This window comes from Nonomuraea sp. CA-218870, assembly GCF_050936535.1.
GTDB classification, from domain to species: Bacteria; Actinomycetota; Actinomycetes; order Streptosporangiales; family Streptosporangiaceae; genus Nonomuraea; species Nonomuraea corallina.
In genome coordinates, this window is record NZ_JBNJMN010000001.1 from 2,801,581 (window position 1) to 2,814,722 (window position 13,142).

General features: G+C 73.9%; 8 protein-coding genes. 4 read left to right on the top strand and 4 right to left on the bottom strand.

Annotated elements, in window-relative coordinates; genetic code table 11:
• Positions 1-171: 171 nt before the first annotated feature.
• The 4 genes from ACQEUU_RS13735 to ACQEUU_RS13750 all read left to right on the top strand — a co-directional run bounded on the left by ACQEUU_RS13735 (position 172) and on the right by ACQEUU_RS13750 (position 7,689).
• The gene (locus ACQEUU_RS13735; protein ID WP_433065193.1) at positions 172-3,084 is read left to right on the top strand and encodes a M36 family metallopeptidase; all 2,913 of its coding nucleotides are present in this window, start codon (positions 172-174) and stop codon (positions 3,082-3,084) included.
• Positions 3,085-3,268: 184 nt separating this feature from the next.
• Entirely contained in the window at positions 3,269-5,875 is a 2,607-nt protein-coding gene (locus ACQEUU_RS13740; protein WP_433065196.1) for a M14 family zinc carboxypeptidase, read from the top strand.
• A gap of 168 nt (positions 5,876-6,043) precedes the next feature.
• Positions 6,044-6,904 carry a dihydropteroate synthase gene (gene folP, locus ACQEUU_RS13745; RefSeq protein WP_433065199.1) on the top strand — a complete coding sequence of 287 codons (861 nt, stop codon included), beginning with the start codon at positions 6,044-6,046 and terminating at the stop codon, positions 6,902-6,904.
• The gene (locus ACQEUU_RS13750) at positions 6,901-7,689 is read left to right on the top strand and encodes a hypothetical protein (RefSeq protein WP_433065202.1); all 789 of its coding nucleotides are present in this window, start codon (positions 6,901-6,903) and stop codon (positions 7,687-7,689) included. The genes folP and ACQEUU_RS13750 overlap by 4 nt, the downstream gene beginning before the upstream one ends.
• Positions 7,690-7,770: 81 nt before the next feature.
• On the opposite strand, the gene ACQEUU_RS13755 is transcribed toward ACQEUU_RS13750, so the two are convergent.
• The 4 genes from ACQEUU_RS13755 to fusA form a co-directional block, all read right to left on the bottom strand.
• Positions 7,771-9,426, bottom strand: coding sequence for a Coagulation factor 5/8 type domain-containing protein (locus ACQEUU_RS13755; protein ID WP_433065204.1), 1,656 nt, complete (start codon positions 9,424-9,426; stop codon positions 7,771-7,773).
• Positions 9,427-9,433: 7 nt separating this feature from the next.
• Positions 9,434-10,054: a serine hydrolase gene (locus ACQEUU_RS13760; protein WP_433071834.1), complete on the bottom strand. Its 621-nt coding sequence runs from the start codon at positions 10,052-10,054 to the stop codon at positions 9,434-9,436.
• Between the two features lie 56 nt (positions 10,055-10,110).
• The gene (locus ACQEUU_RS13765; RefSeq protein WP_433065207.1) at positions 10,111-10,719 is read right to left on the bottom strand and encodes a dihydrofolate reductase family protein; all 609 of its coding nucleotides are present in this window, start codon (positions 10,717-10,719) and stop codon (positions 10,111-10,113) included.
• A gap of 138 nt (positions 10,720-10,857) precedes the next feature.
• The gene (fusA, locus tag ACQEUU_RS13770; protein ID WP_433065209.1) at positions 10,858-12,894 is read right to left on the bottom strand and encodes an elongation factor G; all 2,037 of its coding nucleotides are present in this window, start codon (positions 12,892-12,894) and stop codon (positions 10,858-10,860) included.
• Between the last annotated feature and the right edge of the window lie 248 nt (positions 12,895-13,142).

Below are 13,142 nucleotides of genomic sequence, written 5' to 3' on the forward strand. Positions count from 1 at the left end.
CAACAAAGGACTCGTGTCCACATGTGGACACGAGAAAAGACCAGATAGGGAGTGCATCAGCTTATACGCCCTTTAATTGCTCTTTACAAGATCTTGTCAGGCTATCCGGCCGGTGCTACCTCTTGCGGATGCGGGTGAAACCGCGCGTCCCGGGCACCACAGGAGGCAACCGTGCCGACCACATCCTGGTTACGCACCACCGTGATCGCAGCCGCCACCGCGGCGTTAGTCCTGCCCCTCGCCACGCCGGCCATGAGCGAGCAGACCGCGTCCGCCGGCAACGACCCCGTCGTCCACGACTTCCAGGCCGAGCAACACGGCAAGCCCGACGTCGACAACCGGCAGGGAACGGTCCCGCCGCCCGTCGGGGCCAACGCGCGGACCGCCGCGCCCGAGGCCACCGTCCGATGGAACGCTCTCGGCACCCCGGCCGTCGTCACCGCCGCCCAGCCGCTCGCCGAGGGCCTCGGCGCCGACCCCGAGCAGGCCGCGCGCGCGTACCTCAAGAGCAACGAGCGGCTGTTCGGCCTGTCCGCCGAGGCGGTCGACGCGCTGGAGAAGGTCGCCGTGAACCCGATCGGCGACGGCCACGCCGTGCTGCTGCGCCAGCGGTTCGGCGACCTGCCCGCCGGGGTGGACGGCATGGTCGCCGTCGGCGTGCGCGACGGTGCCGTACGGCACGTCACCTCGACGCTGTCGCGCGAGACCGCCGCGCCGCCGGCCGCCGCGATCGACGAGCAGCGGGCGCTGGAGATCGCCGCCAGGGACGGCGGCGTCGACCTGGTCACCGCCGTCACCAAGCGGGTCACCAAGGTCGCGGTGCCGGCCCCCGACGGCGTGCACAGCGCCTACGAGGTGGTCCTGATCGGCGGCGGCGACGGCGAGGCGGCCGCGTACACCACGCACGTGGACGCGGTCAGCGGCCAGGTCCTGGTCCGCGAGAACCTCGTCGACCACCACCAGGACCCGGACAACCCGAAGTGGGACGTGTTCCCGGCCAATCCGCCGGGGGACTACTCCACCCGCGACACCCGCGAGACCTGGTGCCACCAGGGCGAGCGCGGCTGCGACTACGTCCCCGGCGGCGACCCGGCGACGGGCCGGGCCTGGGACGTGGACCACACCACCGGCCAGCCCACCGGAACCAGCATCGGCAACGCCGCGCGCACGTACGAGAACCGCGCCAGCGGCGACCCGTTCACGGTCGGCACCCGCAGCAACGTGCTCACGCCGAGCCGGAACTACCAGTACCCGTGGCGCAACACCTGGTTCGAGGCCCGGTGCAACCCGGCCGTGTTCGACCAGCCGGGTGAGGCCGACCTGGAGGCCGCCATCGCCAACCTGCACGTGCAGCACAACCGCATGCACGACTGGTCCTACCGGCTCGGCTTCACCGAGACCGCGTGGAACATGCAGCAGGACAACGGCGACCGCGGCGGGCTCGGCGGCGACCCCGAGCTGGGCAACGCCCAGGCCGGCGCCCGCGACCTGACCGTGCGCGACAACGCCAACCAGATCACCGGCCCCGACGGGGTCGCGCCGATCACCAACATGTACCTGTGGCAGCCGATCGCGGGCGCGTTCTACGCGCCGTGCGTCGACGGCGACTACGACATGTCGGTCATCGGGCACGAGTACAGCCACGCGATCTCCGGCCGCATGATCGGCGGCCCCAACGCCGGCTGGAGCGGCGCCCAGGCGGGCGCCATGAACGAGAGCACCTCCGACCTGTTCGCCATGGAGTACCTGTTCGAGTACGGCTTCCGCCCCGCGGGCGACACCCGGTACGTGACCGGCGGGTACGTCACCGGCGACAAGGAACGCGGCATCCGCAACTACGACATGTCCAAGTCGCCGCTGAACTACAGCGACATCGCCTACGACCTGGTGGGCCAGCAGGTGCACGCCGACGGCGAGATCTGGACGGCCACCCAGTTCGACGTGCGCGCGGCGTTCGTCAAGCGGTACGGCGACGGCACCGCGAAGCAGCAGCGGGAGTGCGCCGACGGCAAGCGGCCGGTGGACAGGTGCCCGGGCAACCGGCGCTGGGCGCAGCTCTCGTTCGACGCGCTGCTGCTCATGGCCTCCGGCGCGGTCAGCTACGTCGACCACCGCGACGCGCTGCTCGCCGCGGACGCCATCCGCTTCGGCGGCAGGAACCAGGACATCATGTGGCGCGCGTTCGCCGAGCACGGCCTGGGCGAGGGGGCGGCCAGCACCGGCCCCAACGACCCCGACCCGACGCCGAGCTTCGCCGACCCGGAGGGCCGCAACGGCTCGCTGAGGATGAAGCCGCTGGGCGAGGCCAGGGACGCGGCGCTGCGGCTGTACGTGGGCGACTACGAGGGCCGCGTGGTGCCGGTCGCCGACACCGACCCGGCCACCGAACTGGGCGACACCGTCGAGATGACGCCCGGCGTGTACGACTTCGTGGTCACCGGCAACGGCTTCGGGCACACCAGGCTCAAGGGCGTGGTGGCGCCGGGGGTCACCCTGCCGCTCCCGCTGCCCCTGACCCGCAACCACGCCTCCGCCACGGCGGGCGCCACGGCCGCGGGTGACGGCGTCAACCACGCCAGGCTCATCGACGAGACCGAGGCCACGAACTGGGCCTCGCTCACCGGCGCCCCGGCCGGCAAGTCGGTGACCGTGGACCTGGCGGGCGACCGGCCCGTCAAGGTCCGCCGGGTCCAGGTGAGCGCCATGCTCAGGCCCAACGTCAACGACCCGGCCGATCCCGGCGGGCAGAACCGCTTCTCGGCGCTGCGCTCGTTCGAGGTGCTGGCGTGCTCCGGGGACTGCGCGGACCCGGCCCGGTTCAGGAAGATCTACACCAGCCGGTCCGACGCCTTCGACACGGCGCTGCCCCGGCCCCGCGGAGCCGACCTGCTCATCAAGTCGTTCCGCGTGCCCGCGACCGACGCCACCCACCTGATGTTCCGCGCGCTGACCACCCAGTGCACGGGCAACCCGCTGTACGCGGGCGAGCAGGACGAGGATCCCAACTCGGCGACCGACTGCGGCACGGCCAGCGCGGCCCGTGATCAGGTCAGGGCCGCCGAGTTCCAGGCGTTCTCGCACTGACCGCCGGTCCCCGCGGTCCGCGTCCTGCGCGGGCCGCGGGGACCACCCACGTGCGCCCTCTTGGGCGACTTGGGCGATCGATGACGGTTTGGCATGGATTGTGCGTCGCTATGGTCACGTCTCTTGTGGCGAGGGGAGATCTGATCGTTATCTACGCGAGTCGCACTACATCCGTGGAGGCCCCGTGCGCTTACTCGTCTCCCTGGCGGCCGTCGCCGTATCCGCCGCGCTCCTGACCCCAGGAGTGGCCGTCGCCGAACCCGTCCAGCAGCCCGCGCCGCCGTCCCGCGACTTCGGCAACGGGCCGGAGCGCAACGAGGAGGCCGCAGGAGCCGGCGAGCGGGTCACCGCGCTGCGCGCCGCGCCCGAAGAGTCCGCCGAATCCGCCCGCCACGCTCCCGGCCACGCTCCCGGCCGCGCTCCCGGCCACGATCGTGGCTACCCGCGGCGGAACACGCTGCCGGTGCCCGCGCAGAACCCCGCCGACGCCGCCATCAAGCTCGGCCTCGTCCCGTACCACGAGATCGCCCCCAGGCTGAACGACCTGCAACGGCGCAGTGACCGGGTGAGCGCGGAGATCACCGGCCGCAGCCACAACGGCCACGACCTGTACCTGGTGACCGTCACCGCGCCCGAGAGCCGCGCCGAGGCGCGCGAGCAGGACCGGATCCGCGAACGCATCCTGGACGACCCGGCCGGGGCGGCCCGCGACCGGTCGCTCCCCAGGAAGTACAAGGCGCCGATCTTCATCAACGGCAACATCCACGGCAACGAGTGGGAGGGCACCGACGCCGCGCTGCGGGTCATCGAGGAGCTCGCCACCAGCACCGACCCCGCCGTCGCCGCCCTGCTCAAGCGGACCCGCCTGTACTTCAACGTGACGGCCAACCCCGACGGCCGGATCGCCGGCACCCGGCAGAACGGCGCCGGGTTCGACCTGAACCGCGACTTCGTCACCGCCTCCCAGCCGGAGACGAGGGCGATGCGCCAGATCATGATCGACAAGCAGCCGGTGGCCATGCTCGACCTGCACGGGTACGTCAACGGCACGCTCGTCGAGCCCACCACGCCGCCGCACGGCGCGAACTACGAGTACGACCTGTTCATCACCAACACCTACGCCAACGGCCTGGGCATCGAGGCGGCCATCCTGGCGCTCGGCTACACGCCGGAGAAGGACGGGGTGTTCCCGCCGCAGATCCCGTTCCGGGACTCGGCCGAGGGCTGGGACGACTGGCCGCCGATCTTCACCCCGCAGTACGCGCCGTTCCAGGGCGCGGTCGCCACGCACACGATCGAGTTCCCGATGCGGGTGAACGGCGCCGACTACACCAACCAGCCCGTCGAGGAGCTGCGCCGCCGCTCGGCCATCAACGTCGACATCGCCGCCGCGGCCGTCAGGGCCACCTACGGCTTCGTCGACTCCCGGCACGACCGGATCATCGCCGACCAGATCGAGGTGTTCAGGCGCGGCGCGGCGGGCGAACCGGCCAAGGAGGTGCCGCTGGGCATCGTGCCCGGGTTCGGGCCCGAGGACGTCTACACCACCACCTACCCGCACGCGTACGTCATCCCCGAAGGCGACGGGCAGCGCTCGGCCACCGCGGCGGCCCGCCTGGTGGACCACCTGGTCGCCAACGACGTCCGGGTGGTGCGGGCGAAGCTGCCCTTCCGGGCCGGCGGGAAGCTCTACCCGGCCGGCTCGTACGTGGTCGACATGCGCCAGCCCAAGCGGGGCCTGGCCAACGTGATGCTGGAGCCGGGGCACGACATCTCCCCGCGGGTGGATGCCATGTACGACATCTCCGGCTGGAGCCTCGCCCTGCTCTGGGGCGCCACCGTGGACACCGTCACCTCCGGCCGGCCGCGGGTCATCGGCACGCCGGTCGTGGCGGCCGCGCCCACCGGGTCCGTGCCGAAGGGCCGCGGGCCGCTGGCGCTGGCCGTGCGCGACGCCAAGGAGGTGCGCGCGGTCAACGACCTGCTCGACCGGGGCGTGAAGCTGACCTGGGCGGACGGCTCGGTGATCGTCCCGGACGGCGCCCGCGACGCCGCCGCGGCCGTGGCCGGACGGTACGGCGTGGCCTTCACCAAGGCCCGCTCGGCCGGCGGCGCCCCGCTGGCGCCCGTCCGCGTCGCCGCCGCGGTCTCCGCCGACGAGCTGTTCACGCTGCGCGAGCTGGGCTTCGCCGTCACCCCGGTCTCCACCGCGGTGCTCAACGCCGGCTTCGACTGGAGCGGCACCGACGTGCTGGCCGTCTCCAGCGGGCTCAGCTACACCGCGCTCGACCCGGAGGCCAGGGCCGCGCTCGACGCGTTCCTGACCACGGGCGGCGTGGTCACCCGCGGCGCCACCGGCGCGGCCTTCAACGCCGCCGCCGGGCTGCTCACCGCCACCGCCGTGGCCGGCCGGAGCGACGCCAACGGCGTCGTCCGGGTCATTGACAACGGCGACGGGCAGGTGGCCGGCGGCGCCCCGGACCACGCGTTCGTGTACTCGCCGCGCTGGTTCACCGGCCTCGGGCCCGAGGTCACGGTCGAGCAGTCGTACGCGGCCGACGGCCCGCTCGTGTCCGGCCACTGGCGTCCCAACGCGAACGGCACCGGCGGACCGGACGCGGCCAGGGGCCAGGCCGCCGTGGTGAGCGGGCGGGACGAGCGGGGCGCGGCGGTGGTGCTCTTCGGCACCGAGCCGCTGTTCCGCAACCACCCGAAGGGCCTGTTCCCGCAGGTCGCCCGGGCGCTCTACTGGTCCGCAGCGGTCACCGGCAGCCCGGTGACCACCCCGTAGCCGGCGTGGCCGGCGGTCCCCGCGCGGGGCCGCCGGCCCTGCCCGCGACGCCCGCCTGAGCGGGTACGCGCGTTGATCGTCCCCGCCCAGGCCGGTTCCCGAGGGGCTGGCGTAGAATGGAGCGATGTTCTGTTGCGTCAGGGACGGCGTCGCGCCGGAGAGAGACGGATGAGGCTCACGCTCGGCTCCAGGACGTTCGGCGAGGCGCCGCTGCTGATGGCGATCGTCAACCGCACCCCCGACTCCTTCTACGACCGCGGCGCCACCTTCGCCCGCGAGGAGGCGCTGCGCCGGGTCGACCAGGTCGTGGCCGAAGGGGCCGACATCGTCGACATCGGCGGGGTGAAGGCCGCGCCCGGCGTCGACGTGGACGTGCGTGAGGAGATCGAGCGCACCGCCCCGTTCGTGGCCGAGGTGCGCGAACGCCACCCCGACCTGATCATCAGCGTCGACACCTGGCGGCACGAGGTGGGCCGCGAGGTCTGCCTCGCCGGGGCCGACCTGCTCAACGACGCCTGGGGCGGGGCCGACCCCAAACTGGCCGAGGTGGCCGCCGAGTTCGGGGCGGGACTCGTGTGCGCCCACACCGGCGGCGTCGAACCGCGCACGCGCCCCCACCGGGTGGAGTACGCCGACGTGGTGGCCGACGTGATCGAGCGGACCGTGGCGCTGGCCGAACGGGCCGTCGCCGCCGGGGTGCCGCGCGAGCGCGTGCTCATCGACCCGGCTCACGACTTCGGCAAGAACACCTGGCACTCCCTGGAGGTGACCCGGCGCGTCGACGAGCTGGTGGCCACCGGCTGGCCCGTGCTGGTGTCGCTGTCCAACAAGGACTTCGTCGGCGAGGCGCTCGACCTGCCCGTGGGCGAGCGGCTGATGGGCACGCTCGCGGTGACGGCGCTCTGCGCCTGGCAGGGGGCGCTGGTGTTCCGGGCGCACAACGTGCCCGAGACGCGGCAGGTGCTCGACATGGTCGCGGTGACCCGGGGCGTCCGCCCGCCCGCGCGCACCGTGCGGGGGCTCGCGTGATCGTCGCGGCGGCGACCGTCCCCGGCGCGCCGCTGCTGCTGCCCGGCGTCACCGGCGGTCCCGTACGGGAGGCCGAGGGGGCGCGCGAGGCGATGGCCGCGGCCGTCACCGCGCTGCTCGGCCAGGGGGCCGGCGAGATCGTCGTCGTGGGCGGCGCGACCGCCACCCGGCCGTTCCCCGCCGACGCCCCCGGCCCCGAGTCCCGGATCGCGCCCGCCCGGCCTCGGGGACCCGGGGGGCGCGCCGTGCCGGGGTCCCGGCCGGCCGACGAGGCCCGTGCGGCGGCGCCGGGGTCGCGGGTGGCCGAAGAGGCGCGTGTCGCGCCGGGGTCGCGAAGGGCCGGTGCGGACGACGTCCTCCCGGTCTCGCTGGCCGTCGGGCGGTCCCTGCTGGCGGGACGCCCGGTGCCGTGGACGCTCCAGGGCGTCGGCGGCGACGAGCCCCGCGACCGCTGCCGCGCCCTCGGCCGCGAACTGGGCGCGGGCGGGCGGCCGGTGGGGCTGCTCGTGGTCGCCGACGGCAGCGCCCGGCGCAGCGAGAAGGCGCCCGGCTACGTCGACCCGTACGCGATCGACCTCGACGCCCGGATCGGCGCCGCCCTCGCGGCGGCCGACCCCGGCGCGCTGCTGACGCTGGACCCGGCCGGCTGCGCGCGCGCCATGGTCGCCGGGCGCGCAGCCTGGCAGGTCATGGCCGCCGCCTGCGAAGGCGGGACGTGGCGGTCCAGGGTCCTGTACGAGGAGGACCCGTTCGGCGTCGCCTACTGGGTCGTCACCTGGACCTGACCACGCCCCGGCTCGCGGCGGCGGCCGGGTCGTCACGTGGACCTTGACCACGTGACGACCCCGCGGCGGCCGCCGAGGCGGTCAGCGGGTGGCCGCGTGCTGGGCCGCCGACTCCCAGGTGCGCAGGTACGACTCCGCCCCGGCCGCCATGTCCTCGACGATCTCCGGGCCGGCGATGATCCGCATGTCCTCGATCCAGTCGGGCACCAGGCCGTAGTTCGCGACGCCGTCCACGTTGACGTCCCACACCCGCTGGCCGGTCTGCTGGCGGTCCAGGGTGACGCCGTTGAGTGACGTGAACGGGTACGTCACCGGGTTCCCCGCGTTGCCGGACCGGGGCCCGGGCAACTGGCCGATGCCGTTGGCGTCCAGCCCGTACCCGTAACCCGGCACCTGGTGGGCGTCGCGGAGCGGCTCGGTGCGCCGCCACTCGTCCACGAAGTGCTCGGCGTCGTGGCCGTACTGCGCGACCATGCCGCCGAGCGCGTAGATGCGCTCCAGGTAGCGCGGGTCGGTCCAGCTGTGGGAGGAGATGACGCCCGGGTAGCCGGCGGCTTCGAGCAGGTCGAGCGTGCGGTCGGCGGCCTTGACGCTCATGTGGTCGACCTCGATCATCATGCCGCGCCGCATCATGCCCTCGACCATGTGCTGGCCGAGCGCGGTCAGGCCGCGGGTGTTGCAGTGCGGGGCCGGGGGATAGGCGGGCAGCGAGACGCCGGGCGGCAGCAGGCGGGCGATCTGGTCGGGCAGCACGCCCGCCGGGTCGATGGTGTTGTCGTGCTCGGCCGTCGTGCAGGTGCGGGCCTGCCAGAAGGAGCCGGTGCCGAGCAGGTTCCCGACGTTCACGATCACGCCCTGGGTGCCGGAGTCGAACCGCACCCCGCACAGCGCGTTGTCGTACTTGTGGCAGACGAACATGCTCCGCACGCCCAGCGCGTACATCTCGTCCAGGCCGCGGTCGATCTGGGCCCGGGTGCAGCGGGAGATGCCGAGGATCTGGCGGCAGCCGAACGGCTCGGACGTCTCCACGCCGAGCACCACGGCCAGCTTGCCCGCCTCGATCACCTGCCGCGCCTGCGCGGTGTCCTCGACGATCCGGAACCAGCCCCGGCCGGGGCCTCCGTGCTCGGCGTCGATGTGGTCCTGCAGCTGGCGGGCGCGCTGGGCCTGCAGCCTGATCGAGTCCATCTCGTCGCAGCCGTGGCGGCGCAGCGGGTAGATGGCGCACAGCTGGCGGTTGGCCACCAAGTGGTTGACCAGCACCCGCAGTCCGCCGCGCCAGGCCCGCTCCACCCAGGTGTAGTAGGCCTGCTGGTGGGTCAGCGAGTCGTGCGCCGGCCAGTCGGGGAACGTCGGCCAGCCGGTCGGGTCGTGGGTGCCGGTGGGCGAGCCGGTCCGGGTGAAGTTCTCGAACCAGGCCAGCTCGCCGTTGGGGTAGTGGTCGGGGCAGTCGCGCAGCGCGGCGGCGATGCCGTCGGGGTCGAACGGCTTGCCGCAGATGAGCATGCCGCCGAACGCCTCATACGAGAACAGGTGGCTGTGGGCGTCGACGAATCCGCGCGCCTCGGCGGCCGTAGCGGCGGCACTCGTGGCGGCACTCGTGGCGGTGGTCGCGGTGGCCGTCGCAGCGGCGGTCACGGTCTTCGCGGTGGCGGGCGCCGCGCTCTGCGCGACCAGGGAGCCGGCCAGGAGGGCGAGAGCCGAGGCGGCGCGGGCGAGGGATCTGAGGCTCTTCACGGACACCTCACTTGTCGGGGGTGTCCTCAGCATCCGACGTCCTGCCGGACCCGGCAAGGCCCAAACGTGAGCTGCTCTCATCACCCCGGGTGCAGCGCGGGGCCGGCGTGATCGTCTCCCGCCGGACCGCCACCGGCGGCGAAGTAGGTGACCTGGGCCCAGGTGACGGTCCGCTCAGCCCCGCCGACAGCAGCGCGATCGCGGCCGGGACCAGTTCGGACGTCACCCGGTCACCGCCGGGAACCTCCGGCGTCCGTCCCTCGCTCATGGCCGCGAGGCCCATCGCGACCGCGTACGTCTCGTCCGTGAGCCCGGCGCTGTCCGTCATGACCGCGAACCCGTACCCCGTCCCGGGCGAGATCGCCTGGACGGCGTTGTAGGTGGACAGGTTGCCCGAGTGCACGAGCAGCCCGGACTCGCCGTCGGCGCTCCAGCCCATCCCGTACGGGTGGATCGGGCCGGGGGCGTGCATGGTCTCCAGGCCGCCCCGCGTCACCAGCGGCCGGCCGTCGCCGGTGTGGAACCCCAGCCATCGGCCCAGGTCGGCGGCGGTGGTGATGACGCCGCCGCTGCCGCTGTCGTCCAGGAACTCGTCCGGTTCGGGGCGGGCGACCCGGCGCCTCTCCAGATCGGCCGGACGTCGGGCACCACCCCTGACGAAAGTAAGGAATCACCCGGCGTGCGCTACTCCACGGAGCCGTACGCCGGCGCGCCCGTCCAGGCGTAGGTCAGGTAGACCACCCCGGCCTCGGTGGCGGTGGACCCGGTGAGCTTCAGCCCGGCCGGCATCGTGCCCTCGGCGAACAGCCGCTTGCCCTCGCCCAGCACGACGGGGAAGACCAGCAGGCGGTACTCGTCGACCAGTTCGGCCCGCTGCAGGGCGCGGATGAGGTCGGTGCTGCCCTGGGTCATGATCTCGCCGTCGGTGCGCCGCTTGAGCTCGGCGACCGTCTGGGCCGCCTCGCCCGTCAGCACCTCGGTGTTGTTCCACGTGGCCGTCATCGGCGACCTGGTGGCGACGTACTTCGGCATGCCGTTGATCCGCTCGCCGCCGTCCTCGTCCGACACGTGCGGCCAGTACGCGGAGAGGATGTCGTACGACCTGCGGCCCAGCAGCATGCCGCTCGCCTGGTCGAGCTGGGCGCCCATGATCTGGCCGAACGCCTCGTCCACGTGCGGCGCCAGCCACCCCCCTTGCTTGAAGCCGTTGTCGTCGTCCTCACCCGGCCCGCCGGGCGCCTGCATGACTCCGTCCAGCGACACGAAAGCGGAAACCACCAGCTTGCCGGCCATCTCGTACTCCTTCTCGACGGGCGGCGGGCCGGGAGCGGCCCGCCGTGTTCGTGTTCCCCATCATGCGGGCGCCCGCTTACGGGACGCTTCACGTTTCCTTCAGGGCCGGCCCCAAGGCGCGGGGCCGGCCCTCGCGGATCACGGGGACGCCACCGTGCCGGGAGCCCGCGCGTAACCGGCGGCGCGGGCGCTGAAGGTGCCCCGCCCCCGCGTGCGGCCGCGCAGGTGGGTGGCGTAGCCGAACACCTCGGCCAGCGGCACCGTGGCCGTGATCTCCACCGTGCCCGCCTCCGCCGCCGTACCGGTGATCTTGCCCCGCCGGGCGGCCAGGTCGCCCAGCACGCCGCCCGCGGCCTCCTCCGGCGCCGAGACCGTGACCTCGACCACCGGCTCCAGCAGCGCCATCACGCAGGCCCGCAGCGCCTCGCGCAGGCCGAACCGGCCCGCCGCGCGGAAGGCGTGCTCCGAGGAGTCCTTCACGTGCGTGGCGCCGTCGGTCAGCGTGACGCGCAGCCCGGTCACCGGGTGGCCGCCGAGCGGGCCCTCGGCCAGGGCGTCGCGGCAGCCCTCCGCCACCGCGCGCACGTACTCGCGCGGCACCCGGCCACCGGTCACCGTCGACGCGAACGCGAACCCGGAGCCCGGCTCCACGTCGAGCACCACGTGCGCGAACTGCCCGGCCCCGCCGTCCTGCTTGACGTGCCGGTACACGATCCCGGACACGCCGCGCACGACCGTCTCGCGCAGCGCCACCCGCGGCCGGCCGACGGAGAGCGCCAGCCCGTGTTCGCGGCGGACCTTCTCCACCGCCACCTCCAGGTGCAGCTCGCCCAGCCCGGACAGCAGCGTCTGCCCGGTCTCGGCGTCGGTCCTCACGGACAGCGACGGGTCCTCGCCGGCCAGCCGCGCCAGCGCCGAGGCCAGCCGCTCCGCGTCGGCGCCCCGGCGCGGCTCGACGGCCACGGACACCACCGGCTCGGCCGTCGACGGTGGTTCGAGCAGCAGCGGGGCCTCCGGCGCGCACAGCGTCGCGCCGGGACGCACCGCCTTCGGCCCCGCCACGGCGACGATGTCCCCGGCCACCGCCGCGTCCACCTCGGTGTGCCGGTCGGCCTGGACCCGCAGGATGCGGGCGACCCGCTCGGTCCGCTCCGCGCCCGGGTCCAGCACGGTGTCGCCCTTGCGCAGCGTGCCCGCGTACAGGCGCAGGAACGTCAGCCGGCCGGTCGCGGTGGACGTCACCTTGAACGCCAGCGCCGCGAGCGGCGCCGCCGGGTCGGCGGCGCGCTCCCGTTCCACGCCGGCGTGCGTGCCGCGCACCGGCGGCACGTCCAGCGGCGAGGGCAGGTACGCGACGACGGCGTCCAGCAGCGGCTCCACGCCCAGGTTCCGGTACGCGGACCCGCACAGCACCACGACGCCCGCACCGGAACGGGTGAGGTCGCGCAGCGCCGCCGTGAGCGTGCCGGCGGAGATCTCCGGCCCGGCGCAGAACTCCTCCAGCGCGTCCGGGTGCAGTTCGGCCACCGCCTCCTCCAGCAGCCTGCGCCGCCGCCGCGCCTCGGACCGCAGGCCGTCCGGCACCGGGTCCTCGCGCAGGACGTCGCCGTCCCAGGTCAGCGCCCGCATGCGCGGCAGGTCGACGACGCCGGCGAAGGCGTTCTCGCGCCCGATCGGCAACTGGGTGACCAGCGGCGTCACCCGCAGCCGGTCGCGGATGGAGGCGACGGCCGTGTCCAGGTCGGCGCCGGCCCGGTCCAGCTTGTTGACGAACGCGATGCGCGGCACCCCGTGCCGGTCGGCCCGGCGCCACACCGACTCGCTCTGCGGCTCGACGCCCGCGACCCCGTCGAACACGGCGACGGCGCCGTCGAGCACCCGCAGCGAGCGCTCCACCTCGTCGGAGAAGTCGACGTGGCCGGGGGTGTCGATGAGGTTGATCCGGTGTCCGGCCCAGGCGCAGCTCACGGCCGCGGCGAAGATCGTGATGCCGCGGTCGCGCTCCTGGGCGTCGAAGTCGGTGACGGTCGTCCCGCGGTGCACCTCGCCGCGCTTGTAGGTGGCGCCGGTGACGTACAGGACGCGTTCGGTGAGAGTGGTCTTGCCGGCGTCGACATGGGCGAGGATGCCCAGGTTGCGGACGACGGCCGGCGTGTTGGTGGTGGGACGGCGCACGGTCCATGACCCTTCATGAGGTACAGGCAGGACAGCGCGATCGGCCGGACGAGAGTAACCGGGGCAGGGCGGAGCCCACCCGGCGGATCAGGGGTTCGTCACGGCGTCCGGTGACGGCCGCGCAGCCGGCACCGGGCCGCCGGAGACACCAGGATCACCTCGTACCGCGACGGAGGGACGGCGGCGGCGGTGCTGTGGTGGCGCACGGCCGGCTCCCCTCGGACGTCGGAGCGCGCCACTGCGGCGCG

What these genes read in the sequence shown, in the direction of transcription:
- folP (WP_433065199.1), top strand. Translation starts at nt 6,044, where the DNA reads ATGAGGCTCACGCTCGGCTCCAGGACGTTCGGCGAGGCGCCGCTGCTG.
- ACQEUU_RS13765 (WP_433065207.1), bottom strand. Translation starts at nt 10,719, where the DNA reads ATGGCCGGCAAGCTGGTGGTTTCCGCTTTCGTGTCGCTGGACGGAGTC.